The sequence below is a fragment of the Streptantibioticus cattleyicolor NRRL 8057 = DSM 46488 genome, from assembly GCF_000240165.1.
GTDB classification, from domain to species: domain Bacteria; phylum Actinomycetota; class Actinomycetes; order Streptomycetales; family Streptomycetaceae; genus Streptantibioticus; species Streptantibioticus cattleyicolor.
This window is the reverse complement of record NC_017586.1, coordinates 279,272-304,768: the sequence shown is the minus strand read 5'-3', so window position 1 is coordinate 304,768 and position 25,497 is coordinate 279,272. Positions and strand designations below refer to the sequence as shown.

Genomic DNA, 25,497 nt, shown 5'->3' with positions numbered 1-25,497 from the left:
GACAGCCGTACGCGTGCCCCGGGCGCCCGGGTTCATGCGCCCGCGTGCGCCCCCGGCCCGCGAGGGCTCACCCGGCGAGCGAACCGAGCAGCCCGTACGCGCACTGCACGAAGCCTCCGTCGTACCGCGGCGCGGTGTTGGTCAGCGCCGCCACCGCCACCCCGCGCTCCGGGGCGAACCCGATGAAGGCGGTGAAACCACGGGTGGCCCCGGAGTGGAAACACAACGTCCCGGCCCGGGTCTCCCGCACGTTCCACACCAGCGCCAGCCGGTCGCCGCCCGGCCCGCGCACCAGCCGGGGCCGCGCCACGTCCCGCAGCGCCCCGGCCAGCGGGCCGCGCGGCCCCGCGCCGCCCGCCGCCGACAGATGGGCCGCCAGATAACGGGCAAGGTCCCGCCCGGTGGAACGCAACGCCCCGGCCCCCGGCAACCCCGGCATCCGCCACGGCGGCAACGCCCTTCCGTACCGGTGGCCCACCGCGCCCCGCGGCGCCGCCGCGCACCCCGTCCCGGTCAGCCCCAGCGGGACGCACACCTGCCCGGCCACCAGCTCCGCGTACCGCGTGCCGACACGGCCGGACAGCAGCCGGCCGAGCAGCGCCACCCCGAAGTTGGAATACCGCACCCGGCTGCCCGGCACCTCCCGCACCCGGGTCCGGCCCGCCGCCCGCAGCAGATCCGCGTCCTCGAAACGGGCGTACGGATTGCTGAACCACACCGGCAGCGCCTCCCGCACCAGCCCCGGCGGCAGCCCCGGCAACCCCGAGGTGTGGGTGGCCAGATGCAGCAACGTGATCGGGGCGCCCCCGGCCACCCGGGGACGGCAACCCGGCGGCAGGAAGGCGTCGACCGGCTCGTGCGGATGGACCACCCCGCGCTGCGCCAGCTCGGCCAGGAGCAGCGCGGTGAACGTCTTCGTCAGCGACCCGATCTCGAACGGCGTCTCCGCGTCCACCGGTGCCCCGCCGCCGTAGCCGGTACGCCCCTTGCAGTCCACCCGCGTCGCGCCCGCCCGCACGGTCGCCAGCACCACGGCCGCCTCGGGCGGAACGGTGGCGGACAGCGCCACGAGGCCGCCCGCCACCGGATCGCCGGCCACGCCCGGAACCACCGCGCGCCCGGTCCCCGCGGTCACCCCGTCCGCACCCCGGTGTCCAGGGAACGCGACAGGGCGACGGTCCCGGCGATCACCGCCACCACGGCCGGGTGCTGGTGGTCCTTGTACCGGATCTCCGGGTCCTCCTCGACCGGATCGGCGTCCCTGGGGGTCAGCCCGTCCTCGTGCTGCACCCGCGCCAGCTGCTCCCACGGGCCGATGCCGCACACCGGCTCACCGCACGCGCTGTCCACGATCAGCAGCTCGGCCATCAGGTCCCACTGGCAGACCTCCTGCCAGACGTCCACCCACACCGGCAGCCAGGTGCGCACATAACCGCGCAACCGCTGCGGCAGCCCCTCCGGGCGCGCCCCCCAGTCGGTCAGGTGGAAGACCGTGTGGGTCACGTCGTAGCCGGTCATCCAGTCCACCGCCCACGGCTCCGGGGTCGCCCCCAGCCAGGTGGCGTCGGTCAGCGCGTCCCAGTCGGTGTCCTCCTCCAGGCCCACCACCCGCCGCGCGTTGGCCACCGCGAGCTTGCGGTTGGGCACGCACTCCACCGCCCGCGCCGCCCGCAACCGGGTCAGCCCGGCCAGCAACTCCTCCATCGGCGCGTGCCGGTAACCGGCCCGCGCGAAGTGCGCGTACGTCTCCAGCGGGTCGGTGAGCAGCGAGTGACGCAGCTGACGCTCGTACAGCAGATCGCCTCCGCGCAGCTGCTGCCAGCAGAACTCCAGTAGCTCGGCGGCGAGTTGGGTCTGCCGCGGTCCCGCCACGTTCTCCCGCAGCACCAGCGAGGCGGCCAGCGCGGTCTCGCCGAGCGGCTTGTAGGCGTTGTCGGGGTCGGCCAGGTCGATGGTGACGTCGGGGGGCAGCGCGCCCAGTTCACGGTTGGCGTGCAGCCAGGTCAGGGCACGGGTGGCCACCTGGTGCGCCAGGCGCGGAACCTGCGGTTCGATCATGGTTCACTCCGTGGTCGCGAGCCGCTGTCCGATGGCGACGTCCAGCGCGGTGCGCGCGCTGCCGCCGTGGGTGAAGGCGAGCTGCCGCAGCATCGGCCCGGCCTCCAACGGGACGGTCAGGCCGTGCAGTTCGAGCCAGGCCAGCCAGCGGGCCAGCCGGGCCGCCAGCCGGGTGTCACGCCGCATCATGGCTCGCGCCGCGCCCCGGCACAGCGCCTCGGCGTCGCGCACCACCTCGTCGTGGACCGGGCCGTGCAGCCCGGGCAGGGCGAGGCAGGACAGCTGGCCCAGCCGCACCGACCAGGGCCGCCAGCGGGCCGGGTCGGGCAACGGGGAACGATCCGGCGGCCGGGCCGAGGGGTCGCCCAGCAGCCGGGCGGTGCCCCAGTCCCGCCAGGCCACCACCAACGCCTGCTCCGGGGTGACGGCGGCCTCGGCGTCCCCGCCGGGGAAGACCCGCAACGCCGCCGCGGCCACCTCGGCGGTCTCGGGGTCCAGGGCCTCACCCGCCAGCACGGCGGCGGCGGCCAGATCCGGGCCGACGACCCGGACCGCGGCGAGCAGAGCCTTGGAGGAGTACGTGTCCGTCCACGCCCCGGGGCCGGTGGGGCCGGTGTCCTCGGTGCCCGTGACGGCACCGAGGACACGGCCGGCCACCCACTCGACCGCCCCGGCGTACTCCTCGTGCAGCGAGGTGTCAGTGAATGACATCGGTACGACCTTTCGGTCAGCGACCGATGCCGGGCACCGGTCGGGGGTCGGTCACCGAGTGGGTGGCTTCTCAGCGTCGGTCGCGTTCCTTGGGCTCCTTCGGGGAGCAGCTGATCAGCAGCCCGAGCAGCAGCGCACCCGTCGCCTCGGGCCGGCACACGGGCGCGTCGCTGATGACCGATTCCTCTTCGGTCATCAACGCGATCGCGGTACCCATTTCCTGATCGGTCGCGGTGGTGGTGCCGAGGAATTCCACGGTTTCCTGAGTAAGCATCAGGTGCCTCCTCGTATCGCGATGCCGCCGCTCGGGAAACGACGGCCTTCGACACCTGACAGTAACCCCGATGGCGTGATTGTTCACCCGGAAGGCGGCGGGCCTGCGGTTTCGCCCCACCCGCCGGACATATTCCCGAACTGATCCGACGATGAACTCTTCGATGTCGAACCGTGCCGGAGTGGGGGTCCGCGGGTACGCGCTGCCCCTCCGGGGAGGCCGGCACGGCGGTGCGGCCCGGCCGGGCGCCGGCCGCTCCGTACGGTACGGGTGCCTTCGGCCGCCGAGCCGGCGAAAACCCTCCCGGGCGGGGGGCGTTCGACGTCTACCGGACGGGTCCGGGGTTGCCCCGAGGAATTTTTGGCCGGACGCCAACTCCTTTGAGGCTATGGCTAGTTGCATGTGGAATCTTCGGGGTGCGCCCGTTTCCCTTTCGTCGTGGCTGGCGTCACGGATTGTTTCCCCCCGCCCACCCGTGGCTGTACGCGTATAGCGCGGGGTGCGCACTGTCTGCGGGTTCGCTCGCGCTGGCGGCCAGCCATTACCTCCCCGGGGTGCGCCCGGTCCCCGCTCTCGTCGCGGCTGGCGTCACGGATGTTTCCCCCCGCCCACCCGTGGCTGTGTTCGTCCAGCGCGGGATGCGCACTGTCTGCCTGGGTTTCCGGGGGCCCTCCGGGGTGACTCCTCGCTCCCCGTTTCGTTGTCGGCTTTCCCCCGCCCCGCTGGGTCCGCTGCGGGGACACCCCTGCACGCCCCCGTTCTGCATCGTTCCGCGCTGCGGCACGGGGTGGGTGAGAAAGGAGATCGGGGTGACCCCAACCTCCTTACTCACCCTCCCCCGCGAAGAGAGGCACCCGCGCGACGGCGCAAGGGGGTGTGCCGGGGGTGTCCCCGCAGCGACCCAGCGGGGCGGGCGCAACCTTGGAGCGAAACGTGGAGCGAGGAGTCACCCCGGCGCGCCCCCGACCCCGCACCGGCAATAGGCGAACCCACCCGGTGCCGAACCAAACCAAAACCCACCCCAACCACCCACCGGGCAGGGGCCGCTGGGGGGCAACCCCGGCATCCTGAAACGGGTGAACCGGCCACCACGTCATGGCTGACCGCCAGCGCGAGCGAACCCGCGCGAGCGAAGCGTCAGAGGCGGCGCGGCGACGCCAGCACATACGGGCGACCGGGCGGGTGGGCGGGGTGAAACGTCACGTGCCAACCGGCGCCCTCCAGCGCCACCTCGCACGCCCGCAACTCCGCCACCGACCCCGTCGGCTCCCACCCCACCCGCACCGCGTCCGACTGCGCCGTCTCAGTGACGCGGTACCCCTCCGCCGAGGGGTGGCCGTCGGGCGAACGGACGGAGGGCGGGAGCCCGGCCGCCTCGAGGGCGAGGGCCGCGGCGGGGACGAGGTGGGCGCGTTCCCAGGGGCACGGGAGGCCGGGCGCGCGGCCGGTCATCCGGCGGAGTTCGCACAGCCCTTGCCAGGCGCTGGCGACGTGGCGGGGCCGGTCGGGGGAGGGCGGGTCGGACTCGTCGCCGGTGCGGGCGGCGAAGACACCGGGGGAGGGGGGTTCCGGGGACGGCTCCGGCTCCGGCTCGTGCTCCGGACCCGGTGCGAGCAGGGCGGCGCTGCGCTCCCGGCCGGCCGGGGTCAGATAGTGCCGGTGCGGCGGCCGTGGATGGCGTACCGCCAGCCCCCGCGCGGCCAGCGCCTCCCGTACCCGCTCCGCCCCGCCCAGCAGCCCCGTCACCGGATCCGCCCCGACCAGTGCCTCCCGCTGCGCCCGCGTCAACTCCGCTCGCCCCACCCTTCCTCCCTCTCCGCCCCGACCCTACGACCCCCCACCGACACACACCCATCCGAGTGAACGCCCCCCGTCCCCCGAGCCTCCAGATCGTCCGGCCCCTTCGTCCCCGGCCCCCGGGATCGCCCCCCGCCCTCCTCCTTCCCACGCCCGAGCCCGACCGGACCCCGGACAAGGCCGCGAGCAGTCCTTACAAGTCACCTCATTTGGTTGGGTAGGCTGCTGCCGTGGCGGGGATCGTTGAGCGGCTGGTGCCGGATGAGCTGTGGGAGCTGTTCCAGCGGGTGGTGCCGGAGGCGCCGTCGCGGCCGCAAGGTGGCGGTCGGCGTCGTCACGGTGACCGTGAGGTGCTGGCCGCGATTGTGTTCGTGGCGACCTCGGGCTGCACGTGGCAGCAGTTGCCGACGGCTTCATTCGGCCCGTCCGGCGCGACGGCCCACCGCCGCTTCACCGAATGGACGAAGGCCCGGGTGTGGGCCAAGCTCCACCGCCTGGTCCTCGACGAACTCGGCTCCCGCGGCGACCTGGACTGGTCGCGGTGCGCGATCGATTCGGTCAACATGCGGGCCCTGAAAAGGGGGACCTGACAGGTCCGAATCCTGTCGACCGGGGCAAGTACGGCTCGAAGATCCATCTGATCACCGAGCGGACCGGTCTGCCCCTGTCCGTCGGGATCTCCGGCGCCAACGTCCACGACAGCCAGGCCCTGGCCCCGCTCGTGAAGGGCATACCCCCGATCCGCTCCCGCCGCGGCCCCCGTCGGCGAAGGCCCGCCAAGCTCTACGGCGACAAGGGATACGACTACCGTCACCTGCGGCAATGGCTGGCCCAGCGAGGCATCCAGCACCGCATCGCGCGTAAGGGCATCGATAACTCACAACGACTCGGTCGACATCGCTGGACCATCGAACGGACCATGGCGTGGCTCGCCGGCTGCCGCCGACTCCACCGCCGCTACGAACGCAAAGCCGAGCACTTCCTCGCCTTCACCAGCCTCGCCTGCACCCTCATCTGCTACCGCCGACTCGCCAAATGAGATGACGTGTTAGACGTTTCGCACCCCCGTCCCCCCGCCCGCCGCCCGCTGCCCGGGCCACGGGACCGTCCCGGACGCCCTCTCTCCCGCGCCCCGGGCCTGCCCGAGCCACGGGACCGCCCCGCCTCCTCTCCTCCCATCCCCCCAGCCCCCGGCGCGCTGTGCCCTCCCATCCCGCCAGCCACCCCGGGGGCCTCGGATCCGTCCCGTACCCCTCCTCCCGCACCCAGCCCTCCCGGGCCCCGGGATCCGCCCCGCACCCCTCCCTCCCATCCCCCCAGCCCCCCAGGCCCACCGGATCCGTCCCGGCAGCCTTCCCGCCTCGCCCGGCCGGGGTTCCGGGAGCGCATGCTGAAAGGAGGGGCCCCCTTCGGGAGGTAGGGGATGGACGGGTCCAGGGACGTACCGGGGCGGGTGCCGCCGGTGCGGCTGTCGCGGCGGGCGCGGGTCGCCGTGCTGGGGGCGTACGGGGTGGTCGCCGCCGCGGTGGTGACCGATGTGCTCACCGGGCCCCGGTCGACGCTGTCGCCGTTGCTGGCGGCGGTTCCGGTGCTGGCGAGCACCGGCACCCGCCGGGTGCTGGTGCCCCTCCTCGCCGGGGCGGTCAGCGTCCTGCTGGTGGGGGCGCTGGCGGTGGACAACCCGGACGTCGCCACGGTGGTGCACGCCACCTCCGCCGCGACGGTGCTCGCGGTCACCGTCACCAGCGCGGCGACCGTCGCGCTGGTCGCCGCGCGGGAACGCGAGCTGACCGATGTGCGCAACGTGGCCGAGGCGGCCCAGCGGGCGCTGCTGCGTCCGGTGGCGTCACGGATCGGACGGGTGCGGATCGCGGTGCGTTACCGGGCTGCCGCGGCGGAGGCCCGGATCGGCGGGGACGTGTACGAGGCGATGACGACCCCGTACGGGGTGCGGCTGCTCCTCGGCGACGTCCAGGGTAAGGGGCTGCCGGCCGTGGAGACCGCCGCCGACGTGCTCGGTGTCTACCGGGAGGCGGCGCGGGCCGAGCCGGACCTCGCGGTGGTGGCCGGCCGGATCGACGCCGCCCTGGTGCGCCGCCCGGTGTGCGAGGACTTCGTCACCGCGGTGCTGGTGACGGTGCCGTTGGACGACGCGCCGGTGGTGGTGGTCAACTGCGGCCATCCGCCGCCGATGCTGCGTCGCGACGGCCGGGTGAGCGAGGTGGAGCCGCCCGGGCACGCTCCGCCGCTGGCCCTGCTCACCCTCGCCGGGGGCGGTTACCGGGCACGTCCGCTGGCGCTGCCGGACGGCGGGACGCTGCTGCTGTACACCGACGGGGTCTCCGAGGCGCGCGACGCCGGCGGGCGTTTCTACCCGCTCGCGGAGCGGCTGGCCGCGTTGCCCGCCGCCGATCCGGACGCCCTGCTGGACGCGCTGCTGGCGGACGTCGACCGCCACACCGGCGGGCGGCTCGCCGACGACGTCGCCGTGCTGGCGCTGTGCCGCACGGGGCGCGGGTGAGCGGGACAACCGGTGCCCCCGGAGGGTGGCTGTCACCGGCCGCGCGTCCTAATCTGATCGGCTGTGGCAACTCGCCGCAGCCGCCCGGGGGGTTGACGACAGGTGCTCCGGCCGGACGCGGCCGTGCCACGGACCGGCGGCACGGACGGAAGGGCACCCATGGTCACCATCAGCAGGCGGCGGCGGTACACGGTCCCGGCGGAGCAGATGTGGAAGCGGATCGGCGACTTCTACGCCCTGCACACCTGGGTGCCCGGGGTCGCCGACGTCGTCCGGGTGCCGGAGCGGGAGGCCCGGCGGATCGTGCTGGCGGACGGCGGCGAGCTGATCGAGACGCTGGTGGAGGCGGGGGAGTGCTACTACCGCTACCGGATGGACGAGCCGGGCCCCATCCCGGTGCGCAACTACCGGTCGGCGCTGAGCGTCGCCTCCGACGGCGACCACGCCTGCGTCGTGGAGTGGACCTCCGAGTTCGCCCCGCGCGGCACCACCGAGGCGGAGGCCGGTGAGGTGATCTCCGCCTTCCAGGTCAGCGGCCTGGACGCGCTCACCCAGGGGTGACGCCCGGCTCCGGCGGCACCGGCACCCGCAGCGCGCGCAGCAGCACCGGCAGCGCCCGGTGCAACTCCCGCTGCCAGTACGGCCAGCGGTGGGTGCCGGCGCCGTAGAAGTCGGTGACGAGCCGCCGGTCGCCCAACTGCCGCAGCCGGTCGGCCAGATGACGGCTCTCGGCGAGGTAGAGCTTCTCGTCCGGGGTGGCGGCGCCCGGCGGATCGAGCGGGCCGGCGGTACCGTCGCCGCAGGAGAGGAAGACCGGGATCCGGCGCAGCGCGCCCGCGAGGTCGTACGGGTCGTGGGCGGCCCACAGGTGGCGCTGGGCCACCGGGTCGCCCCACAGCGCGTACGGGTCGGCGTCCTGGCCGCGCACGATGTCGAGCAGGTTGCGCGGCCCGTCCGGGGCGAGCAGCGGATCGGCGACCCCGCTGAACGAGGCGGCGGCGCGGAACATCCCCGGGTGGCGTCCGGCGTACGACAGCGCGCCGAAGCCGCCCATCGACAGCCCGGCCACCGCCCGGTCGGACCCGGCGCCGTAGGAGCGCTCCAGCAGCGGGCGCAGTTCGCGCAGGTGGAAGGTCTCCCAGCCGGGCGCGCCGCCGGCGCCGTGGTTCCACCAGTCGCTGTAGAACCCGGTGCGGCCCGCCTCGGGCATCACCACCAGGACGCGGCGCAGTTCGGGCAGCGAGGCGACGTCGGTGTACGCCGTCCAGCTGGTGTAGTCGCCGCAGCAGCCGTGCAGCAGCCACAGCGTCGGCCAGTGCCGGTGGGCGCCGGACCGCCAGCCGTCCGGGGTGAGCAGCCGTACCGGTACGGTCGCCGCGAGCGCCGGGGAGGCGACATCGAGGTCCACCTCGCGTGGCCCCACCCGGTGTTCGGCGACCACCTCGGCCCGCCGGTGGGTGGGCTCGGCCGCCCGCGCGGCCGGTGCGCCGGACATCAGCAGGGTGAGCAGCGCGGCGAGGACGGAGAGCGCGAGCGGCACGGCACCCGCCGTCGTCCGCACGCGCCGGGAGGCCGGTCCGCGTACCCCGGGACCGGACGGACGACGACCACGCATCAGCGCCTCCAGGCGGCGGACGGGCAACCGCGGCAGCGGGCCCGGCGGTGCCTCCGGGTCCCGGGGCATTGCACTGCTCGCCGGACCGGGTGTCAACGCCGCCGGGGCGTGGTCGGCCGGAAATCACCCGGCGCGGGCGCAGCCACGCCCCGGGCAGCCGTCAAGGCGGCCTCGGCGTGATCGCCGTGGCCGCCTCGACGGACATGGTGTGGAGCGGCCCGCGCCTCGCGGTCGCGGGCGTCAGGTACTACAGGAGGCCGCCGAGGCCGAGCAGGCCGCCGCCGCCCCAGCCGCTGCCGGCGAAGCCGTTGCCGCCGCCCCAGTGGCCACGGCCGTAGTCGTCACGGTCGCGGTGGCAGCCGCAGCGGTCCCAGCCGTAGTCGTCTTCGTCGTCCCAGCGACCGCCCCAGCCGTAGCCGTAGTCGTCGTCGTAGTCACGGTGACGGCAGTGGTGGCGGTGGTGGTGACGCCCGTGGTCACGGTCGCGGTCACGGCCGTAGCCGTGGTCGTCGTCCCACGAGGAAACCGCGGCCGAGGTCGAGTGAACGGGGGTTGCCTGCGCGGCCCCGGTCAGCGGGACGAGCGCCGCGGCAGACAGGAAGGCCACGGCGGCCCCCCTGGCAAGAGTCTTCTTCACGATCGAACTCCTCGAATGGGGTGGAGCGGATAGATCGGACATGACTGACGCTAAGTCGGCCCCGGCCGCCTGTCGCGGCGAACGCCGTCCGGGCTGCTCCATCCAGGCATCCGATGTCCCCCGGAAGCCCAATCCGCGCAGGTCGGAGGGGGTTTCAACGGGAGGTGGGGATGGCGCTGCGGGCCGCTCGCCGTGCGGTCGGGGTGCTCGTGCCGCGGGGATGCCGGTCGGCCGTCCCCGGGTGGTCGTGTGACGTCTCGGCGGTGCCACCTCGGACTGTGATTTCCTTATTTACTACGACGGTTGACCACGAACGTGGTCAAGAAACGGATAACAGGATCAAGTTGGCGTATCTCGCTCAAAGTTGTCTCGTTTGTGAGGGCATGACGACGACGAATCCGGCCGGCCCGATTCCGGAAACCCCCGTCCACCAAGCGGAAGAGCGGGATACCGGTCCCAACTGCTCCGATCTGCTGGCGGACTTCCTCGGCGTGCTCGACCGGATCGAGACCGAGGCCCGCGACGGCTTCCTGCGCCGCTGCGGCCTGGCGACCCGGGCGGCGGTGTGGCGATGAGGGGTTACTGGTCGGCGCACGAGGACGGAGTCGACGCGGAGGCGCAGCACTACGGGACGCATGTCTTCGACGCCTCCGGCTACCCGGTCGAGTCCTATCCGCCCGGCGGCTACGACACCGACGGGTACGGCATCGACACCCACGGCATGGATCCGCTCGCCGCCGAGGTCCACCACCACGACGCGACGGTCCACCCCGTCACCGTCCCCCATCCCGAGGCGGAGCAGGGCGAGTTCGGGGAGTTCGAACGCGGGGACGGGCGCTGGGAGTTCGACGACGACCTCGACCAGCTCCTCCAGGCGGCGGCCGTGCCCGAGGCCCCCGTCGAGGAGCCGGCCCCGGAGCACACCACCCCCGTGCAGCCGTACGCCCGGCGGCACCGGCGCCGCTGGTGGGCCGCACGGCTGCGGAACGCGCTGCGGGCGGTGCGGGTGCCGTGGGTCGGACTGCTCAGCCTGCTGATGGCGGCGACCACCGCGGTCATCGTGGCGATGGTGAGCGTCCTCGGCGGGGTGATGGCCTACGACCCGCTGCGCCGGCTCGCCGCGCCGGGCCATTCGCACGGACTCGCCGGCTGGTGGCCGCTGCTGGTCTACGGGCCGTGGCTGGTGGCGTCGTTGTCCATCCTGCGGGCGGCGGTGCACCGCAGGCGCGCGGCGCACTCCTGGGCCGTGGTGGTGCTCTTCTCGGCGATCGCGGTCTACCTGTGCGTGGCCCACACCACGCGGACGGTGGTCGGGGTCGCGGTCGCCGGACTGCCGCCGGTCACCGCGCTGGTCTCCTTCCACCAGCTCGTCCGTCAGATCACCCTGACCACGCCGCCCCGGCACGCCGTACCCCGCCCCCGGCACTCGGGGCCGCGGCCATGACCGCACAGCGGCAGCACGCGGAGGGATGCCGGTGATGTCCCCGTTACCCCTGCCGGTCACCGGTACCCCGGGCACGGCGGAAGGCGGTCACCTCGGTGACCGCCTTCTTCCATGTCCGGGCCCGGAACGCCGACCGGTCACCGCGCGCCGGGCCGACGGTCGGCGGGCAGAGCGCAGGCCGCCGTGGCCCCCGGCAGCCTCGCCCGGTTGCGGGCGACCCACCGGTAGCCGGCTCCGGCCACCCGGCGCACCCCGGGCAGCTCCAGTACGGCGCCCGGCACCGCCCAGCCGCGTCCCGCGCTGAGCAGCGCCTTGGCCACCGCTGCCGCGCCCCCGTACACCCGGCCGGCCGGCGTCACCCACAACACCTCGTACTCGGCGCGCTGCCGGGTGACGCCGAGCGCCGCCAGATCGGCGTCCTGCCACGCGGTGACCGCGCAGCGCGGACGCACCCGCCGTTCGGCGAAGCGGGCCGCGCTGGTGCAGAAACCGCAGTCACCGTCGTAGACGAGAACCGGCCGGGTGCCCATGGCCCCCATCATGCCGTGCCGCGGCGCCCGCGGTGCCCGGGGGTCAGCCCTGGGCCAGCCACAGGTCGGGGCCGAAGACCTCGTAGTGGATGTCGGCCGCCGCCACGCCGGCCGCCAGCAGCTGGGCGCGGGCGGCGCGCAGGAACGGCAGCGGGCCGCACAGGTAGGCGGTGGTGCCCGCGGGGATCTCCACGGTGGACAGGTCGAGCAGACCGGTGCGCTCGGCGGGCCACGGACCCTGCGGCTCCTCGTACCACACGTGTGCGTCGGTCTGCGGCAGCCGTGCCACCAGGCTGTCCAGCTCGGCCCGCAGGGCGTGGGTACGCGGGGCGCGGTCGGCGTGCACGACGGTCACCGGGCGGCGCGAGCCGGTGGCCGCCAGGTGGGTCAGCATGCCGATCATCGGGGTGCAGCCGATGCCGGCCGAGGCGAGCAGCAGCGGCGCGTCGCCGTCCTCCAGGAACACGTCACCGAAGGGGGCGCTCACCGGGATCACATCACCCTCGCGAACCCGCTCGTGCAGGTGGCGCGAGACCTCGCCCGCCGGGGTGCCGCCGACGTTCTTCACGGTGAACCGCAACGCGCCCTCCGGCGCGCCGGACAGGCTGTACTGGCGTATCTGCCGCGCGCCGTCCGCCAGTTCCACCCGCACCGACACGTACTGGCCGGGGCGGAACGACGGCACCGCCGCGCCGTCCGTCGGGCGCACCACGAAGGTGAGGACGTCGTCGGTCTCGCGGTGGCGGGACTCCACCCGGTACTCCCGCCAGGTGTCGCCGTCCGCGGCGCCGGCCTCGGCGTACAGCCGCTCCTCGATGGCGGCCAGCGCGTTGGCCATCAGCCAGTAGACCTCGTCCCAGGCCGCGGCGACCTCCGGGGTCACCGCTTCGCCGAGCACCTGCGCGATGGCGGCGAACAGGTGGGTGTGGACGACCTTGTACTGGTCGCGGGTGATGCCCAGCGAGGCGTGCTTGTGGGCGATCCGGCCGAGCATGGCGTCGGGACGCTCGTCCGGCCGCTCCAGCAGGGCCCCGGCGAAGGCGGCGATCGACCCGGCCAGCGCCTGCTTCTGGGAGCCGTTGGCCTGGTTGCCGCGGTTGAACAGGTCCCGCAGGAGTTCGGGGTGGGCCTCGAACAGACGGTCGTAGAAGACCGTGGTGATCTCACCGATGGCGGCACCCACGGCGGGCAGGGTGGCACGGACGGTAGCGGCCGAGCTCTCGGACAGCATCACCGACTCCAAACTGGTATCTGAGATTCGTCTTCAACGGTGTGCGGCCGGCCGGGCGGGGGCACGGCAGCCGTCAGGGCATGCGGGGGCGCCGTGGCGCCACCACGTGGTTTCTTCCGGGTGGAGGGACCGGGCGGTTCAGTCCGGGGCGCGCAGCGGCAGCCCCACGAGCACCGGGCCGGTCGGCGCCGCCACCAGGTCCTCGATCGTCACCGGGTCGAGCGCGGCGTAGAACGCCTCCTGGGCGTCGCGCAGCGCACCGCGCAGCCGGCACGCCGACCGCAGCGGGCAGGGCGGATCGTCCTCGCAGCCGACCACGTCGCCCACCCCCTCCAGCTCGCGGACGAGCCGTCCGACCGAACCGGTGCGCCCGGTGGAGGTCAGGGTGAGCCCGCCGCCCCGGCCGCGTCGCGCCTCGACCACGCCGAGGTGCTGCAACCGGGTCACGACCTTGGCGGCGTGCGTGTAGGGCGCGCCGACGGCGTCGGCCACCTCGCGGGTGGTCGGCGCGGTCCGCTCGTCCGCCACGGCGAGTCGCATGGCGATCCGCAGTGCCAGGTCGGTGCTTTTGGTCAGTCGCACGTATGAACGGTAACTAATGCGAATTTCGGATACCAAATAAAACCGCGGGTAAGTGCGGGGGATCACAACCGGCCGACCGGTACGCGCAGCGGGGTTGTTTGACCCCCTCGGTAGCGGCAACACGGATGCCGGCGTCGGCGCCGAACGGCGGCGCCACGGACCGGTGCCCAGCGGTGGCCAGGAGGGACGGCAGGCGTGCGGGGAGGGGCGATGCCACAGCGTGCGGGCAGCACACCGGGGGAGCCGGTGCGGGAACCGGCCACCGACCGCCGGGCCCGGTTCGGCGTCCGATTGCGGACCTGGCTGACCACCACCGATCACAAGACGATCGGCAACCTCTACCTCACCACCGCGTTCGGCTTCTTCCTGCTGGCCGGCGTCATGGCGATGCTGATGCGGGCCGAACTGGCGCGTCCCGGGCTCCAGATCGTCACCACCGAGCAGTACAACCAGCTGTTCACCATGCACGGCACCGTGATGATGCTGCTCTTCGCCACCCCGATGTTCGCAGGGTTCGCCAACGCGGTGATGCCGTTGCAGATCGGCGCGCCGGACGTCGCCTTCCCCCGGCTCAACGCGATGACCTACTGGCTCTTCCTGTTCGGCGGGGTCATCGCGGTCTCCGGCTTCCTGGTGCCCGGCGGCGCCGCCGCCTTCGGCTGGTTCGCCTACTCCCCGCTGACCGACGCGGTGCGCTCGCCCGGCTCCGGGGGCGACCTGTGGGTGATGGGGCTGGTGGTGGCCGGTCTGAGCACCACCCTCGGCGCGGTCAACTTCATCACCACCATCGTGTGCCTGCGGGCGCCGGGCATGACGATGTTCCGGATGCCGATCTTCACCTGGAACGTGCTGTTCACCTCGATCCTGGCGCTGCTGGCGTTCCCGGTGCTCACCGCCGCGCTGCTCGCCCTGGAGGCGGACCGGAAGTTCGGTGCCCATGTCTTCGACGCGGCCAACGGCGGGGCCATCCTGTGGCAGCACCTGTTCTGGTTCTTCGGCCACCCCGAGGTGTACATCGTCGCGCTGCCGTTCTTCGGGGTGGTCACCGAGATCGTGCCGGTCTTCAGCCGCAAGCCCGTCTTCGGCTACGTCGGGATGGTCGGCGCCACCATCGCCATCACCATGCTGTCGGCCACCGTGTGGGCCCACCACATGTTCGCCACCGGCATGGTGCTGCTGCCGTTCTTCTCACTGATGTCCTTTCTCATCGCGGTGCCCACGGGCGTGAAGTTCTTCAACTGGATCGGCACCATGTGGCACGGCAGCCTCTCCTTCGAGACCCCGATGCTGTGGGCCACCGGCTTCATGGTCACCTTCCTGCTCGGCGGACTCAGCGGCGTCCTCATCGCCTCACCACCGCTCGACCTCCACGTCACCGACACCTACTTCATCGTGGCCCACCTGCACTACGTGCTCTTCGGCACCGTGGTCTTCGCGATGTTCGGCGGCTTCTACTTCTGGTGGCCCAAGTGGACCGGGAAGATGCTCGACGAACGCCTGGGGAAGATCCACTTCTGGACGCTCTTCACCGGCTTCCAGACGACGTTCCTGGTGATGCACTGGCTCGGCGAGGAAGGCATGCCGCGCCGGTACGCCGACTACCTGGCGGCCGACGGCTTCACGCTGCTCAACACCATCTCCTCGATCGGTGCCTTCCTGCTGGGCGCCTCCACGCTGCCGTTCCTGTACAACGTGTGGAAGACCGCCCGCCACGCGCCCAAGGTCGAGGTGGACGACCCGTGGGGCTTCGGACGTTCCCTGGAGTGGGCCACCTCGTGCCCGCCGCCGCGCCACAACTTCCACACGCTGCCGCGCATCCGTTCCGACTCGCCCGCCTTCGACCTGCACCACCCGGACACCCTCCAACTGCCGCCAGACGCACGGGGCACCGCCGAACCGACCCCCGACACCCTCGGCGGAGCGGGCCGATGAAGACCGAGACCTGCCTCTTCGCCGGCGTCGCCGCCTTCTTCCTGGTGGCCGACGTCGTCTACGCCGTCTTCTCGCACGAGCCGGCCGGCATCGCCGCGCTCACCGTCTCCTTCCTGATGGCCACGCTGATCACCTTCTTCCTCACCGTCGCCCACCGCAGAACCGGCGCTCGGCCGGAGGACCGCCGGGACGCCCGCATCGCCGAACGCGCCGGGCCGCTGGGCTTCTTCGCACCCCGCAGCGCCTTCCCCGTACTGGCCGCACTCGGCGCGGCCGTGCTCGCCGTCGGCCTCGTCTTCGGGCTGTGGCTCTTCCTCATCGGCCTCGGACTCCTCGGCGGCGGGGTGGCCGGCCTCGTCCTCCAGTACGCCGGACGCGACGACTGAACGCGCCGGTGGCGCCGGGACGTTCGGCGCGGCGCACGGGGGCACACGGCAGCGCGGACGCCCCGGCCCGCGCGCCGCTTTCCCCCGAACGGGTACATGCGGTGCCGTCCGGCCGGTGCTTTGCTGAAGTGACGTGCGGTTCCGCACGCCCGGCTCATCACAGCAAAGGAGCCAGCCATGCGTCTTCTCCGCGCCCTGGGCACCGCCGTCGCCACCGTGGCCGTCGCCGTCACCTCCGCCGCCGTCCCGGTGGCCGCCGACGCCGCCCCGCCTGCCCGGCAGCACGGCAACGTCCACTTCGACCAGATCCGTTACCGCCCCCTGGACGACCGCGGCGTCAACGGCCAATGGGTCAAGCTCACCAACGACCGCCACTACACCGTGGATCTGCGCGGCTGGACGCTGGACGAACGCCACGACCGCCGCCACTTCGTCCTGCCGGAACACCGGCTGCGCCCCGGCGCCTCGGTGTGGATCTACTCCGGCCGCGGACACGACTCCGGGGCCAACATCTACCTCGGCTCGCGCGGTTACGTGTGGCGGTGGAACGGTGACACCGCGACACTGCGCAACGCCCACCACACGCGGATCGACACCTGCTCGTGGAACCGGACGGGCGACGGAATCACCCACTGCTCCTGACCACCGCCCCCGGCGCCGCACCGCGCAGTGCCCCCGCTCCCCTCCCACGCACCGCGCGGTGCGGTCCCCGACCCGTCCGCTACCGCAGCACGTCCGACAGACGCACGAAGCGGTGGCCGGCGCCCAGCAGTCTCGGCAGCGCCCGGGCGTACCCCTCGGCCGTACCGCCGTGCGGATGGTTCATGTGGCTGATCACGATCGACCCGGCCGGCGCCGCCGCCACCGTACGGTCCACCTGCGCCGGGGTGAACGTGGCCCCGCCGTCCCCGTTGACCGAGAAGTTCACGAACCGCTCGCCCAGCGCCACCACGATCCGGGCCGCCACGTCGTCGCAGTAGGCGGTGCCGGAACGGAAGAACCGCGGCGGACGCCCCAGCAGCTTGGTGAGCTTGACGTGGTTGCCGGCCACCTCGTCGTAGACCTCGCCCGCGTTGCGGGTGCCGGGGATGTGGTACGCCGAGCGGCCGGTCACCGACAGCGGGCGGTGGCGGGTGCCGTGGTTGCCGATCTCGAAGAGCGGATCGGCGGCGAGCGACCGGAAGACCTCCGGATTGGCGTCGATCCAGCGGGAGTTGATGAAGAGCGTCGCCGGGACCTGGTGGTGCCGCAGGATCCCGATCAGCCGGGCGTCGTACCCGGCCCCGCCCGGTCCGCCGCACGCGTCGAAGGTCAGCGCCAGCGCGCCGGAGGCCGCCGACGGCAGCCGGGACACCACCCCCGGGGCGTCGAACCCCCAGGTGACCGGGTGCATCCGCCCGTAGCGGGCGACGATGCCGGCCCGGGTGGGCAACGCCGGCGCGGAGGCGGACGCGGAGGGCGACGGCGTCGGCGGTGGCGTCCGGGTGGCGGGAACGGCGGCGGGCGATGCCGTCGCCGTCCGGCCGGTGCCCGCGCAACCCGCCAGTAGCCCGCCGGCCATCACGGCCAGCGCCGTCCGGCGCCCCGGCGCCATCCGTCCCCGCATCGCTGTCTTCCCTTGGCTCACCGGCGGCTTCGCTGGACCCGGCCGGTGCCGCCACGGCCGGCCGGGGACACCTTACGCGGCGCCGCCCGCCCCGTACCGGCCACCCCGACTTGCGCATGGCCACCCGCGGAGTTAAGGCGGAAGGGAGCCGGAAGGCGGGCTCCCTCACCCCATGGAGCCGGAGGTGAACGCACCGTGCTCTTCAACGACCGCGCCGGCGCCGGAAGGCGCCTCGCCGAACGGCTGCGCCCACTGCGCGCGGAGAACCCCGTGGTGCTCGGCCTGCCCCGGGGCGGCATACCCGTCGCCTACCAGGTGGCCCGGGAACTCCAGGCCCCCCTCGACGTCATCGTGGTGCGCAAACTCGGCGTCCCCTACCAGCCCGAACTCGCCTTCGGCGCCATCGGCGAAGGCGGCGCCCGGGTGGTCCACGAGGACATCGTGCGCCGCGGCGGTCTCGCCCCCCGTGACATCGCCGCCGTCGAGGAGTCGGAACAGGCCGAACTCGCCCGCCGCGCCGAACGCTACCGGGCCGGCCGCGAACGCGTCCCGCTGACCGGGCGCACCGCTGTCGTGGTCGACGACGGCGTGGCCACCGGCGCCACCGCTGCCGCCGCCTGCCAGGTCGCCAGGGCCCAGGGCGCCTCCCGGGTGGTGCTTGCGGTGCCGGTGGCGGCGACCGGCGCCGTGGACGAACTGCGCTCCCAGGTGGACGACCTGGTGTGTGTCTTCACCCCGGCGGTGTTCTTCGCGGTGGGGGAGTGGTACCGCGACTTCGCGCAGACCACCGACGAGGAGGTCACCGCCTTGTTGCGACGGGCCGCCGAACACCCCCGGCGGCCCGATGCCCCCGGCACACCCGTACTGCCGCTGGGCGAGGTGGCGGTTCCGGTCGACGACGTCCGCCTCACCGGCGACCTGCGGGTGCCCGAGGGCGCCCGCCTGGTGGTGATGTTCGCGCACGGCGCCGGCAGCAGCAGACGCAGCCCGCGCAACCGCGCGGTCGCCGACGCGCTGGCCGACGCGGGGCTCGGCACCCTGCTGTTCGACCTGCTCACCCCGCGCGAGGCGGCCGACCGCGACAACGTCTTCGACATCCCCCTGCTGGCCCGCAGGCTCACCGGCGCCACCGACTGGCTGCGCGGCCTGCCCGGCGGAGAGCACCTCGCGGTGGGCTACTTCGGGGCCAGCACCGGCGCCGCCGCCGCGCTCACCGCCGCGGCCGGCGACCCGCGCACCGCCGCCGTCGTCTGCCGCGGCGGACGCCCCGACCTGACCGGCGACGACCTGCTCGCCCGCGTCCAGGCACCCACCCTGCTCGTCGTCGGCGGCGCCGACACCGTGGTGCTCGAACTCAACCGGCGCGCCCAGCAGTCACTGACCTGCCCCAGCCGACTGGAGATCGTGCCCGGCGCCACCCACCTGTTCGAGGAGCCCGGCGCGCTGGAGACGGTCGCCGCGCTCGCCCGCGGCTGGTTCACCGCCCACCCCGCCGGGACCGGCGCACCATGACCGGCCACCCCTACGTCGTCCAGGCGTGGGACGGACACAGCCCCTACCGGCTCGTGATGCTCCCCGACGAGCGTTACCGCAGGGTACGCAGCCGCGCCGAACTGGCGCGGCTGGCCGCCGAGTGGGAGGTCGACCTGGACGATCCGGCACAGGTCGTCTGGGAGGGCGGCGACCACTGGCCGGCGCCCGGCGACGACCCGGCGGGGACCACCGGCTGAGACCGGCCCCGGCGCTCACATCGTCGGATGCGCCGGGATGTGGGTGGCGTGCTCGATGTCGTCGGCCGCCTTCGCCAGCAGCTGCCGGGCCAGCTCGTTGAGCGCCCGGGCCGCCGCCAGCTCCTCGCCGACCTGTGTCTGCCTCGGGTCGTCGGGATGCTTCCTGGCGTGCCCCTCGGCGTGCAGTTCGGTGTTGTCGGGCAGCCGCAGCGACACCGCGGTGCGGGTGTCCCGGTGGCCGATCTCCTGGAATCCCAGGTCGATGTGCCATTCGAGGAGTGCCTTCATGGCCATCACCTTCCTCCGTGTCCTTCCAGGGTGCGTCGCCCGGCGTACCCGGGCAAAGCGCAGGTGTCCACCTCGGCGATGCGGGTAGACGGTCGGCATCCGCCGGGTACTCGCGTTTCCCGGCCGTGATCACCGATCGCGGTCACAGATCCCCGACACTGGGGGAGACCAATGGAACTCGCTTTCCTCAAACCGCTCGACCGCCCCGGACCGTGGGCGTCGGTGCATCTGGACACCTCACGCAACACCGAGGACGCCGCCAAGCAGTACGAGCTGCGGGTGCGTTCGGTGGGGGCGACCCTCGCCGAGCAGGGCTGCGACGCCCGTACCCGGGGCGCCGTCCTCGACCGGCTCGCCGCCGAACCCGTCTCCGGGGCGCCGCCGGGCCGCGCGCTGTTCGCCACCGCCGGCCAGGTCGTCCTCGACGTACCGCTGGTGGTCGCCCCGCCGCTCGCCGAGGTCTGCTGGGCGCCGCTGCCCCGCACCACCCCGCTGCTGTCCTGGCGCGGCGACGAACCGCCATGCCTGGTCGCCTACATCGACCACTCCGGCGCCGACCTCGAACGGCGCGACGGCCACCGCAGGGAACCCACCGGCCACGCCGAGGGGGCCGCCTGGCAGGGCCGCGGCCACCGCAGCATCCCCGCCGACCGGTACGAGTGGCACTACCGCAACAAGGTGCAGAACCAGTGGTCCAGAACCGCCGAGATCATCGCCGGTGAACTCGCCGAACGGTTCCCGCGGTGCGACGCGCGGATGCTCGTGCTCGTCGGCGAACCCGGGGAACGCGCCGCGGTACGCGAACGCCTCCCCGAACCGCTGCGCAACGTCACCGTCGAGGTGGAGAACGGCACCCGCGCCCCCGGGGCGTCCAACCCGCAGCTCGACGAGGAGATCGAGCGCGCCCGCGCCGAGTTCGCCCGGCGCCGGCTGAGCGCGGTCCTCGACGTGTTCCACGCCGGCCGGGGCCGCCCCGGCGAGCACGGTGTCTTCGGCCCCGGCAGCAGCCCCGGGATGGCCGCCGACGGGGTCCCCGCGGTGGTCGACGCGGTCCGCCGCCACCAGGTGGGCACCTTGCTGCTGCGGGCGGACGGACCCGATCTGCGCCGCCAGGTGTGGATCGGACCGGAACCCGAGCAGATCGGGGTGCAACGCTCCGAACTGCGGTCGATGGGGGTACGGGAGCCGATCACGGTGGGCGCCGACGACGCGCTGATGCGATGCGCCGCGGCCACCGACGCTGAGGCGCTACTGGTCCCCGCCGAGCTGCCCGGGCCCTCCGGCGGCATCGGCGCCGCGCTGCGCTGGAGCCTGACCCCGGTGGCCGCGTGACACCACGCCGTCCGCCCGGCCGCCGTCCCCGGGGTGCGGCGGCCGGGCGGTGCGCGCCTCACCCCGCCGTGCGCAGGAAACTCTTCAGCTTGCGCAGCGGCCAGGTGTTGACCACCTCGTCGGCGGTGAGCCAGCCGCGTTGCGCGGTGCCCACGGCGTAGCGCACGTAGGGCAGGTGGACGGGGGTGTGGGCGTCGCTGTCGACGGCGAACCGCACGCCGTGCCCGCGGGCCGCCCGGATGTCCTCGTCGCACAGGTCGAGGCGTTCCGGCTGCCCGTTGACCTCCAGGGCGGTGCCGGTGCGGGCGCAGGCGGCGTAGACCGCCTCCAGGTCGGCGTCGATGCCGGGCCGCCGGCCCAGGTGCCGGGTGGTGGGGTGGCCGATGATGTCGACGTGCGGGTTCTCCGCGGCCCGGATCAGCCGCCGGGTCTGCGCCGCCCGGTCGAGCTGGAAGTGGGAGTGGATCGAGGCCACGCACAGGTCGAACCCGGCCAGGAAGTCGTCCGGCCAGTCCACCTCGCCGTCCGGGCCGATGTTGAGTTCGGTGCCGTGCAGCACCCGCATGCCGCGGTGGCGCCGGTCCAGGGCGCGCACCCGTTCCCGCTGGGCCAGTGCCTTCTCCGCCGTCATCTGCTGCATGTACAGATCCGGGGCGTGGTCGGTGACCGCGTAGTAGGCGTAGCCGCGGGCCGCGGCGGCGGTCACCATGTCCTCCAGCGGAGCCAGGCCGTCGGTGAGGTCGGTGTGGGTGTGCAGATCGCCGCGCAGGTCGGCCTCGGTCACCGGATCGGGCAGCTCACCGGCGAGTGCGGCGGCGATCTCCCCGCGGTCCTCCCGCATCGGCGGCGGGATCCACGGCAGCCCGAGCCGGGCGTAGACCTCCTCCTCGGTCTCGGAGACGACCAGTTCACCGCTGTCGGCGTCGAAGAGCCCGTACTCGGAGAGCTTCAGACCGTGCCGGACGGCGATGGTCCGCAGCCCGATGTTGTGCGCCTTGGACCCGGTGAAGTACTGCAACCCCGCACCCCACGCCGCGGGTGGCAGCACCCGCAGATCGACCTGGACGCCCTCGGCGGTGCGCAGCGAACTCTTGGTGCCGCCGTGCGCGATCACCTCGGCCGCGCACGGCAGTTCGGTGAAGGCCGTCATGAACGGCGCCGAGTCCTCCGCGGCCACCAGCACGTCCACGTCCCCGATGGTCTCCCGCATCCTGCGCAGCGAACCGGCGTACGCGCAGCGCACGCACCCGGGGACGGCGCTCAGCGCGGCCACCACGTCCTCGGCGGTCTGCAGCGCCTGGTCGAGCGGGATCCGGCCGCCGGCCTGCCGCAGCAGCGTGATGCCGTGCCGCAGGTTCTCCTCGGTCTTCGGGCCGAACCCCTTGAGCCCGTGGAGCCTTCCGGCGTCGAGGGCGGCGGAGAGCTGGTCGACCGAGGCGATGCCCAGGTCCTCGTGGAGCGCCATGGCCTTCTTGGGGCCGAGCGTGGGGATGCGGATCAACTCCCGTACGCCGGACGGGATCCGGGTGCGCCGTTCGTCGAGGGCGGGGATGTGACCGGTGCGGAAGTACTCGGCGACCTTCTCGGCGATCGACGCCCCGACCCCGGGGATCTCCCGCAGTTGCCTCACGTCGAGCCGGGAGACGTCGGCGTGGTGGCCGCCGAGGGCGCGGGCCGCCTTCTCGTAGGCGCGTGCCTTGAAGGCATCGCCCCCGGTGACGGAGAGCAGGTCGGCGTACTCCTGGATCAGCCCGGCGATCTCCTCGTTGGGCCGTGCCATGCCCCCAGTCTAGTTCCGCGCCGCACCTGGCCGGGGTCCGCGGTCGTGGCGCCGGCCGCGGACACCCGGTGCGGGGCGGCGCGGCCGGCGAACGGGGGAGCGGGGGTCAGGTGGTGGCGTAGATCTGGTCGACGAAGCTCGCGAGTTCCTTGTCGGAGAGCGCGTTCTTGCGGGCGTGGGCCACGGCGAGGTCGGCCTCGCTGATCATGCCGCACAGCCGTCCGTTGTCGATCACCGGCAGCCGGCGGATCTTGTGTTCCTGCATCTTGCGGAGGACGGTGCCGATGTCGTCGTCGGCGGAGACGGCGTGGATGTGACTGGCGAACTCCTTCGCCTTCACCCGCGACGGGTCGCCGCCCTCGGCGAGGCAGTGCACCACGATGTCGCGGTCGGTGACCACGCCCTTGAGCCGGTCGTCCTCGCCGCAGATCGGCAGCGAACCGACCTCCTGATCCCGCATCATCCGGGCCGCGTCCAGCAGCGTCTGGTTCTCCCCGACACACTGCGCCCCTGCGTGCATGATGTCGCGCGCGGTCGTCATGGGGTCCTCCTTGGATCGGTCGGCGTCGCGTGCCCGCCCGGCACGCCCCGGACGGCGAACGCGTGCCGGATCGATGCGACATGTACTTCCACGTCCACCGTAGGCACCACCGCCCGGAACCGCTATCGGGGACCGTCGGGGTCACCCGGCGGCGCCCTTCCGGGGCAATTCCCGGCGTGCCGCACCCCGGCCGGCCCGGTACGCGGCGTACCGCGCCCTAGCGTCCGAGGGCATGGACGAGCGGGTGCCTGCCGAGCCGAGCCGCCGGTCGGCGCTGCGCACGACGGTGCTGCCGTGTCTGCGGGCCTGCGCCCTGGTGGCCACGGTCCTGCTGGCGTACGCCGTGGTGGCCGACCTGATCCATCCGCGCGTCCGGCACGCCGCCGGTCCGCGTGCCGTGGCCGGCACGGCCGCGCGCGGCGCCCGGCCGCCCGCCGTACCGCGCCCCGCCGCCTCCGCCCCCGGTCCCCGTCCCCGGCCCGCCAACCCGCGTGACACGGCGGCGGAGAAACGTTCCGCCGGGGTGGCGAAGGAGGTCCGCGACACCCGGGTCGACCTGTCCGCGGTGGCCGACGCGGTGCCCGCGCACGGCGCCCGGTGGGCGGTCGCGGTCCACGACCTGACCACCGGCAACAGCGGCGGCCTCGGCGACGGCTACTTCGACACCGCCAGCATCGTCAAGATCGACATCCTGGCCACCCTGCTGCTCCGCGCCCAGCAGGCCCACCGCGGCCTGACCGACGCCGAACGCGACTACGCCGCCGTCATGGTCCGCCAGTCCGACAACGCCGCCGCCACCGCGCTGTGGCGCCGGATCGGCGGCGCCGACGGACTCGACGCCGGCAACGGGGAACTCGGCGTCACCGGCGTCCGCGGCGACCAGGACGACCTGTGGGGGCTCACCCAGACCACGGCGACCGGCCAACTCGACCTGCTGCGCGCGGTGTTCGGCGACACCTCGCCGCTCAACGAGGACTCCCGCGGCTACCTGCGCGAACTCATGGCGCACATCGACCCCAGCCAGCGCTGGGGGGTCTCCGCCGCCGCCGACGACCGCACGGCCAGCGCCCTGAAGAACGGCTGGCTGCAACGGAGCACCACCGGGCTGTGGGACATCAACAGCATCGGCCGCGTCCGCCACGCCGGCCACACCCTGCTGGTCGCCGTGGTCTCCAGCGGCAACGCCACCCAGGGCGCCGGCGTCGCGCTGGTCGAGGCCGCCGCCCGCGAAGCCGTCGAGGCGGTGGTCGCGGCCGGCCACCCCGAACCCGTACCCACCCCTTGACACCCCCGGGCCGGCGTCAGCTAAGCGTGCGCTCCACCGCGTACCGCACGGTGTCGGCCAGCGAACCGCTCACGGAGTGCCGGGCCCGCTGCGCCCGGGCCCCGTTGCCGCGCGCCCGCAACCGTGCCAGGGCGGTGTCCACGGCCGCCAACTCGCCCTGGTCGGCCAGCACGGGAGCGAGATGGCAGACCACGTCGTCCAGCACGGCACCGGCCGGGGCCGGCACATGGGTCCGCGGATGCAGCAGCGTGCCGGTGATCCCGGACCGGCTGGCCCGCCACCCCGCCAGGCGCAGCACCGGCACCGGCACCGGATCCGCCGGCTGCCCGGCCCGCCACGCCCGGGAGGCGGTCTCCACCAGCCCCCGTACCAGCGCCGCCAGCAGCACGGTGTCCGCCGCCTCCAGGCAGACGTCGGCCACCCGCACCTCCACCGTCGGATACCGGCGGGAGAGCCGGGCGTCGAAGTACACCATGCCCTCGTCCAGGATGGTGCCGGTGGCCAGCATCGCCGCGACCACCTCCCGGTAGGCCGCCGCCGAGCCGAACAACTCCGTCGGCCCCGCCGTCGGCCACCGCCCCCACGCCTGGTACCGGAAGCTGTCGTAATGGCTGTCGCACCCTTGCCAGTAAGGGGAGTTGGCGCTCAGCGCCACCAGCGGCGGCAGCCACGGCCGGATCCGGTCCAGCACCGCCACGCCCTCCTCCGGATCGGTCACCTCGACGTGGATGTGGCAGCCGCAGGTGAGCTGCTGCTGCGCGGTGAGCCCGAACTCCTCGGCCATCCGGCGGTAACGGGGCTCACCGGTGAGCGAGGGGTCGGCCGGCAGCGGTGCGGTGGCCAGCGCGGCCACCTCCGCCCCGGCCCGCCGCGCCTGCTCGGACGCGGTGGCCCGACCCTGCCGGATCTGCCCGGCCAGCTCCTCCAGGGTGGTGCACGGACAGGTGGCCACCTCGACCTGCTCGCGCTGGATCTCCGGGGCCAGGGACGGCGGTCGCGGCCCGGTACGGCTGCCGCTCCTGGCCAACACCTGCCCGGCCACCGCGGTCACCTTGCCGCTGCCGGGATCCACCAGGAGCAGTTCCTCCTCCACACCCACGCTCCGCATGGACCACCGCCTCTCGTGTCGGCTCCGGCCAGGTGGGAACGACCGGATCCGGGTACCCGGTCGGGACGGACCGGCACCCGGCCGTCCCCTCGGCGGCCACCGGCAGACG

At 73.8% G+C, this 25,497-nt stretch carries 27 protein-coding genes; 12 read left to right on the top strand and 15 right to left on the bottom strand.

Annotated elements, in window-relative coordinates; all coding sequences use genetic code 11:
• Positions 1-67: 67 nt before the first annotated feature.
• The 5 genes from SCATT_RS01150 to SCATT_RS01130 form a co-directional block, all read right to left on the bottom strand.
• Positions 68-1,135 (bottom strand): serine hydrolase domain-containing protein, encoded by a 1,068-nt coding sequence (locus SCATT_RS01150; protein WP_014141025.1) that lies wholly within the window; start codon positions 1,133-1,135, stop codon positions 68-70.
• Complete coding sequence (locus tag SCATT_RS01145; protein WP_014141024.1) at positions 1,132-2,058, bottom strand: DUF6895 family protein; 927 nt, start codon at positions 2,056-2,058, stop codon at positions 1,132-1,134. Before SCATT_RS01145 ends, SCATT_RS01150 begins: the two co-directional genes overlap by 4 nt.
• Before the next feature lie 3 nt (positions 2,059-2,061).
• Positions 2,062-2,769, bottom strand: coding sequence for a hypothetical protein (locus tag SCATT_RS01140; RefSeq protein WP_014141023.1), 708 nt, complete (start codon positions 2,767-2,769; stop codon positions 2,062-2,064).
• A 70-nt stretch (positions 2,770-2,839) separates the two neighbouring features.
• Positions 2,840-3,043 carry a hypothetical protein gene (locus SCATT_RS01135; protein WP_014141022.1) on the bottom strand — a complete coding sequence of 68 codons (204 nt, stop codon included), beginning with the start codon at positions 3,041-3,043 and terminating at the stop codon, positions 2,840-2,842.
• 1,137 nt (positions 3,044-4,180) lie between these two features.
• Positions 4,181-4,846, bottom strand: a complete 666-nt coding sequence (locus SCATT_RS01130; RefSeq protein WP_014141020.1) for a hypothetical protein — start codon at positions 4,844-4,846, stop codon at positions 4,181-4,183.
• Between the two features lie 224 nt (positions 4,847-5,070).
• On the opposite strand from SCATT_RS01130, the gene SCATT_RS35865 reads away from it, so the two are divergent.
• The 3 genes from SCATT_RS35865 (at position 5,071) to SCATT_RS01110 (ending at position 7,922) form a co-directional block, all read left to right on the top strand.
• Positions 5,071-5,879 (top strand): IS5 family transposase gene (locus SCATT_RS35865; protein ID WP_106433089.1). Its coding sequence is split into 2 segments (ribosomal slippage): positions 5,071-5,415 and positions 5,418-5,879, totalling 807 coding nucleotides; the frame shifts between segments, so codons are not numbered across the junction.
• A gap of 384 nt (positions 5,880-6,263) precedes the next feature.
• Complete coding sequence (locus tag SCATT_RS01115) at positions 6,264-7,361, top strand: PP2C family protein-serine/threonine phosphatase (RefSeq protein WP_014141016.1); 1,098 nt, start codon at positions 6,264-6,266, stop codon at positions 7,359-7,361.
• 159 nt (positions 7,362-7,520) lie between these two features.
• Positions 7,521-7,922 (top strand): SRPBCC family protein, encoded by a 402-nt coding sequence (locus tag SCATT_RS01110; RefSeq protein ID WP_014141015.1) that lies wholly within the window; start codon positions 7,521-7,523, stop codon positions 7,920-7,922.
• Here SCATT_RS01110 and SCATT_RS01105 read toward each other — a convergent pair.
• Together SCATT_RS01105 and SCATT_RS01100 are read right to left on the bottom strand one after the other, a co-directional pair.
• Entirely contained in the window at positions 7,909-9,045 is a 1,137-nt protein-coding gene (locus tag SCATT_RS01105; protein ID WP_014141014.1) for an alpha/beta hydrolase, read from the bottom strand. The two genes, SCATT_RS01110 and SCATT_RS01105, sit on opposite strands and share 14 nt — an antisense overlap.
• A gap of 178 nt (positions 9,046-9,223) precedes the next feature.
• Positions 9,224-9,613, bottom strand: coding sequence for a hypothetical protein (locus SCATT_RS01100; RefSeq protein WP_014627268.1), 390 nt, complete (start codon positions 9,611-9,613; stop codon positions 9,224-9,226).
• Between the two features lie 383 nt (positions 9,614-9,996).
• Here SCATT_RS01100 and SCATT_RS01095 point away from each other — a divergent pair, with 383 nt between their 5' ends.
• Both SCATT_RS01095 and SCATT_RS01090 read left to right on the top strand, forming a co-directional pair.
• Positions 9,997-10,188 carry a hypothetical protein gene (locus SCATT_RS01095; protein WP_014141012.1) on the top strand — a complete coding sequence of 64 codons (192 nt, stop codon included), beginning with the start codon at positions 9,997-9,999 and terminating at the stop codon, positions 10,186-10,188.
• Positions 10,185-11,057 carry a DUF2637 domain-containing protein gene (locus SCATT_RS01090; RefSeq protein WP_014141011.1) on the top strand — a complete coding sequence of 291 codons (873 nt, stop codon included), beginning with the start codon at positions 10,185-10,187 and terminating at the stop codon, positions 11,055-11,057. The genes SCATT_RS01095 and SCATT_RS01090 overlap by 4 nt, the downstream gene beginning before the upstream one ends.
• A 137-nt stretch (positions 11,058-11,194) precedes the next feature.
• Here the strand turns inward: SCATT_RS01090 and SCATT_RS01085 are convergent, their stop codons facing one another.
• The 3 genes from SCATT_RS01085 to SCATT_RS01075 form a co-directional block, all read right to left on the bottom strand.
• On the bottom strand, positions 11,195-11,587 hold the full coding sequence (locus SCATT_RS01085; RefSeq protein WP_014141010.1) for a thiol-disulfide oxidoreductase DCC family protein: 393 nt from the start codon (positions 11,585-11,587) through the stop codon (positions 11,195-11,197).
• Positions 11,588-11,630: 43 nt separating this feature from the next.
• Entirely contained in the window at positions 11,631-12,818 is a 1,188-nt protein-coding gene (locus tag SCATT_RS01080) for a globin domain-containing protein (protein ID WP_014141009.1), read from the bottom strand.
• A 138-nt stretch (positions 12,819-12,956) separates the two neighbouring features.
• Positions 12,957-13,400, bottom strand: a complete 444-nt coding sequence (locus SCATT_RS01075; protein WP_014141008.1) for an RrF2 family transcriptional regulator — start codon at positions 13,398-13,400, stop codon at positions 12,957-12,959.
• A 210-nt stretch (positions 13,401-13,610) separates the two neighbouring features.
• Here SCATT_RS01075 and ctaD point away from each other — a divergent pair, with 210 nt between their 5' ends.
• From ctaD to SCATT_RS01060, 3 genes are all read left to right on the top strand, one after another.
• Complete coding sequence (gene ctaD, locus SCATT_RS01070) at positions 13,611-15,332, top strand: aa3-type cytochrome oxidase subunit I (protein ID WP_014141007.1); 1,722 nt, start codon at positions 13,611-13,613, stop codon at positions 15,330-15,332.
• The gene (gene ctaF / locus SCATT_RS01065; RefSeq protein ID WP_014141006.1) at positions 15,329-15,718 is read left to right on the top strand and encodes an aa3-type cytochrome oxidase subunit IV; all 390 of its coding nucleotides are present in this window, start codon (positions 15,329-15,331) and stop codon (positions 15,716-15,718) included. Before ctaD ends, ctaF begins: the two co-directional genes overlap by 4 nt.
• A gap of 177 nt (positions 15,719-15,895) precedes the next feature.
• A complete protein-coding gene (locus tag SCATT_RS01060) occupies positions 15,896-16,360 on the top strand; it encodes a lamin tail domain-containing protein (RefSeq protein ID WP_014141005.1) in 465 nt (154 codons plus the stop codon).
• 79 nt (positions 16,361-16,439) lie between these two features.
• Here the strand turns inward: SCATT_RS01060 and SCATT_RS01055 are convergent, their stop codons facing one another.
• Complete coding sequence (locus SCATT_RS01055) at positions 16,440-17,324, bottom strand: polysaccharide deacetylase family protein (RefSeq protein ID WP_014141004.1); 885 nt, start codon at positions 17,322-17,324, stop codon at positions 16,440-16,442.
• Between the two features lie 195 nt (positions 17,325-17,519).
• Between SCATT_RS01055 and SCATT_RS01050 the strand changes: the two genes are divergently transcribed.
• A complete protein-coding gene (locus tag SCATT_RS01050; RefSeq protein WP_014141003.1) occupies positions 17,520-18,836 on the top strand; it encodes a phosphoribosyltransferase family protein in 1,317 nt (438 codons plus the stop codon).
• The gene (locus tag SCATT_RS01045) at positions 18,833-19,054 is read left to right on the top strand and encodes a hypothetical protein (RefSeq protein ID WP_014141002.1); all 222 of its coding nucleotides are present in this window, start codon (positions 18,833-18,835) and stop codon (positions 19,052-19,054) included. Before SCATT_RS01050 ends, SCATT_RS01045 begins: the two co-directional genes overlap by 4 nt.
• 15 nt (positions 19,055-19,069) lie before the next feature.
• Here the strand turns inward: SCATT_RS01045 and SCATT_RS01040 are convergent, their stop codons facing one another.
• Positions 19,070-19,342, bottom strand: coding sequence for a DUF1876 domain-containing protein (locus SCATT_RS01040; RefSeq protein ID WP_014141001.1), 273 nt, complete (start codon positions 19,340-19,342; stop codon positions 19,070-19,072).
• A gap of 171 nt (positions 19,343-19,513) precedes the next feature.
• On the opposite strand from SCATT_RS01040, the gene SCATT_RS01035 reads away from it, so the two are divergent.
• The gene (locus tag SCATT_RS01035; protein WP_014141000.1) at positions 19,514-20,674 is read left to right on the top strand and encodes a baeRF2 domain-containing protein; all 1,161 of its coding nucleotides are present in this window, start codon (positions 19,514-19,516) and stop codon (positions 20,672-20,674) included.
• A 58-nt stretch (positions 20,675-20,732) separates the two neighbouring features.
• On the opposite strand, the gene polX is transcribed toward SCATT_RS01035, so the two are convergent.
• Together polX and SCATT_RS01025 are read right to left on the bottom strand one after the other, a co-directional pair.
• A complete protein-coding gene (polX, locus tag SCATT_RS01030) occupies positions 20,733-22,454 on the bottom strand; it encodes a DNA polymerase/3'-5' exonuclease PolX (protein ID WP_014140999.1) in 1,722 nt (573 codons plus the stop codon).
• A 106-nt stretch (positions 22,455-22,560) separates the two neighbouring features.
• Positions 22,561-22,995: a CBS domain-containing protein gene (locus tag SCATT_RS01025; RefSeq protein WP_014140998.1), complete on the bottom strand. Its 435-nt coding sequence runs from the start codon at positions 22,993-22,995 to the stop codon at positions 22,561-22,563.
• A 232-nt stretch (positions 22,996-23,227) separates the two neighbouring features.
• Between SCATT_RS01025 and SCATT_RS01020 the strand changes: the two genes are divergently transcribed.
• On the top strand, positions 23,228-24,280 hold the full coding sequence (locus SCATT_RS01020; protein WP_014140997.1) for a serine hydrolase: 1,053 nt from the start codon (positions 23,228-23,230) through the stop codon (positions 24,278-24,280).
• 16 nt (positions 24,281-24,296) lie between these two features.
• Here the strand turns inward: SCATT_RS01020 and SCATT_RS01015 are convergent, their stop codons facing one another.
• Complete coding sequence (locus SCATT_RS01015; RefSeq protein WP_014140996.1) at positions 24,297-25,388, bottom strand: glutamate--cysteine ligase; 1,092 nt, start codon at positions 25,386-25,388, stop codon at positions 24,297-24,299.
• Positions 25,389-25,497 lie beyond the last annotated feature (109 nt).

What these genes read in the sequence shown, in the direction of transcription:
- SCATT_RS01145 (WP_014141024.1), bottom strand. Translation starts at nt 2,058, where the DNA reads ATGATCGAACCGCAGGTTCCGCGCCTGGCGCACCAGGTGGCCACCCGT.
- SCATT_RS01140 (WP_014141023.1), bottom strand. Translation starts at nt 2,769, where the DNA reads ATGTCATTCACTGACACCTCGCTGCACGAGGAGTACGCCGGGGCGGTC.
- SCATT_RS01135 (WP_014141022.1), bottom strand. Translation starts at nt 3,043, where the DNA reads ATGCTTACTCAGGAAACCGTGGAATTCCTCGGCACCACCACCGCGACC.
- SCATT_RS01115 (WP_014141016.1), top strand. Translation starts at nt 6,264, where the DNA reads ATGGACGGGTCCAGGGACGTACCGGGGCGGGTGCCGCCGGTGCGGCTG.
- SCATT_RS01110 (WP_014141015.1), top strand. Translation starts at nt 7,521, where the DNA reads ATGGTCACCATCAGCAGGCGGCGGCGGTACACGGTCCCGGCGGAGCAG.
- SCATT_RS01105 (WP_014141014.1), bottom strand. Translation starts at nt 9,045, where the DNA reads ATGCCCCGGGACCCGGAGGCACCGCCGGGCCCGCTGCCGCGGTTGCCC.
- SCATT_RS01095 (WP_014141012.1), top strand. Translation starts at nt 9,997, where the DNA reads ATGACGACGACGAATCCGGCCGGCCCGATTCCGGAAACCCCCGTCCAC.
- SCATT_RS01090 (WP_014141011.1), top strand. Translation starts at nt 10,185, where the DNA reads ATGAGGGGTTACTGGTCGGCGCACGAGGACGGAGTCGACGCGGAGGCG.
- SCATT_RS01085 (WP_014141010.1), bottom strand. Translation starts at nt 11,587, where the DNA reads ATGGGCACCCGGCCGGTTCTCGTCTACGACGGTGACTGCGGTTTCTGC.
- SCATT_RS01080 (WP_014141009.1), bottom strand. Translation starts at nt 12,818, where the DNA reads ATGCTGTCCGAGAGCTCGGCCGCTACCGTCCGTGCCACCCTGCCCGCC.
- ctaD (WP_014141007.1), top strand. Translation starts at nt 13,611, where the DNA reads ATGCCACAGCGTGCGGGCAGCACACCGGGGGAGCCGGTGCGGGAACCG.
- ctaF (WP_014141006.1), top strand. Translation starts at nt 15,329, where the DNA reads ATGAAGACCGAGACCTGCCTCTTCGCCGGCGTCGCCGCCTTCTTCCTG.
- SCATT_RS01060 (WP_014141005.1), top strand. Translation starts at nt 15,896, where the DNA reads ATGCGTCTTCTCCGCGCCCTGGGCACCGCCGTCGCCACCGTGGCCGTC.
- SCATT_RS01055 (WP_014141004.1), bottom strand. Translation starts at nt 17,324, where the DNA reads ATGCGGGGACGGATGGCGCCGGGGCGCCGGACGGCGCTGGCCGTGATG.
- SCATT_RS01045 (WP_014141002.1), top strand. Translation starts at nt 18,833, where the DNA reads ATGACCGGCCACCCCTACGTCGTCCAGGCGTGGGACGGACACAGCCCC.
- SCATT_RS01040 (WP_014141001.1), bottom strand. Translation starts at nt 19,342, where the DNA reads ATGAAGGCACTCCTCGAATGGCACATCGACCTGGGATTCCAGGAGATC.
- SCATT_RS01035 (WP_014141000.1), top strand. Translation starts at nt 19,514, where the DNA reads ATGGAACTCGCTTTCCTCAAACCGCTCGACCGCCCCGGACCGTGGGCG.
- polX (WP_014140999.1), bottom strand. Translation starts at nt 22,454, where the DNA reads ATGGCACGGCCCAACGAGGAGATCGCCGGGCTGATCCAGGAGTACGCC.
- SCATT_RS01025 (WP_014140998.1), bottom strand. Translation starts at nt 22,995, where the DNA reads ATGACGACCGCGCGCGACATCATGCACGCAGGGGCGCAGTGTGTCGGG.
- SCATT_RS01020 (WP_014140997.1), top strand. Translation starts at nt 23,228, where the DNA reads ATGGACGAGCGGGTGCCTGCCGAGCCGAGCCGCCGGTCGGCGCTGCGC.
- SCATT_RS01015 (WP_014140996.1), bottom strand. Translation starts at nt 25,388, where the DNA reads ATGCGGAGCGTGGGTGTGGAGGAGGAACTGCTCCTGGTGGATCCCGGC.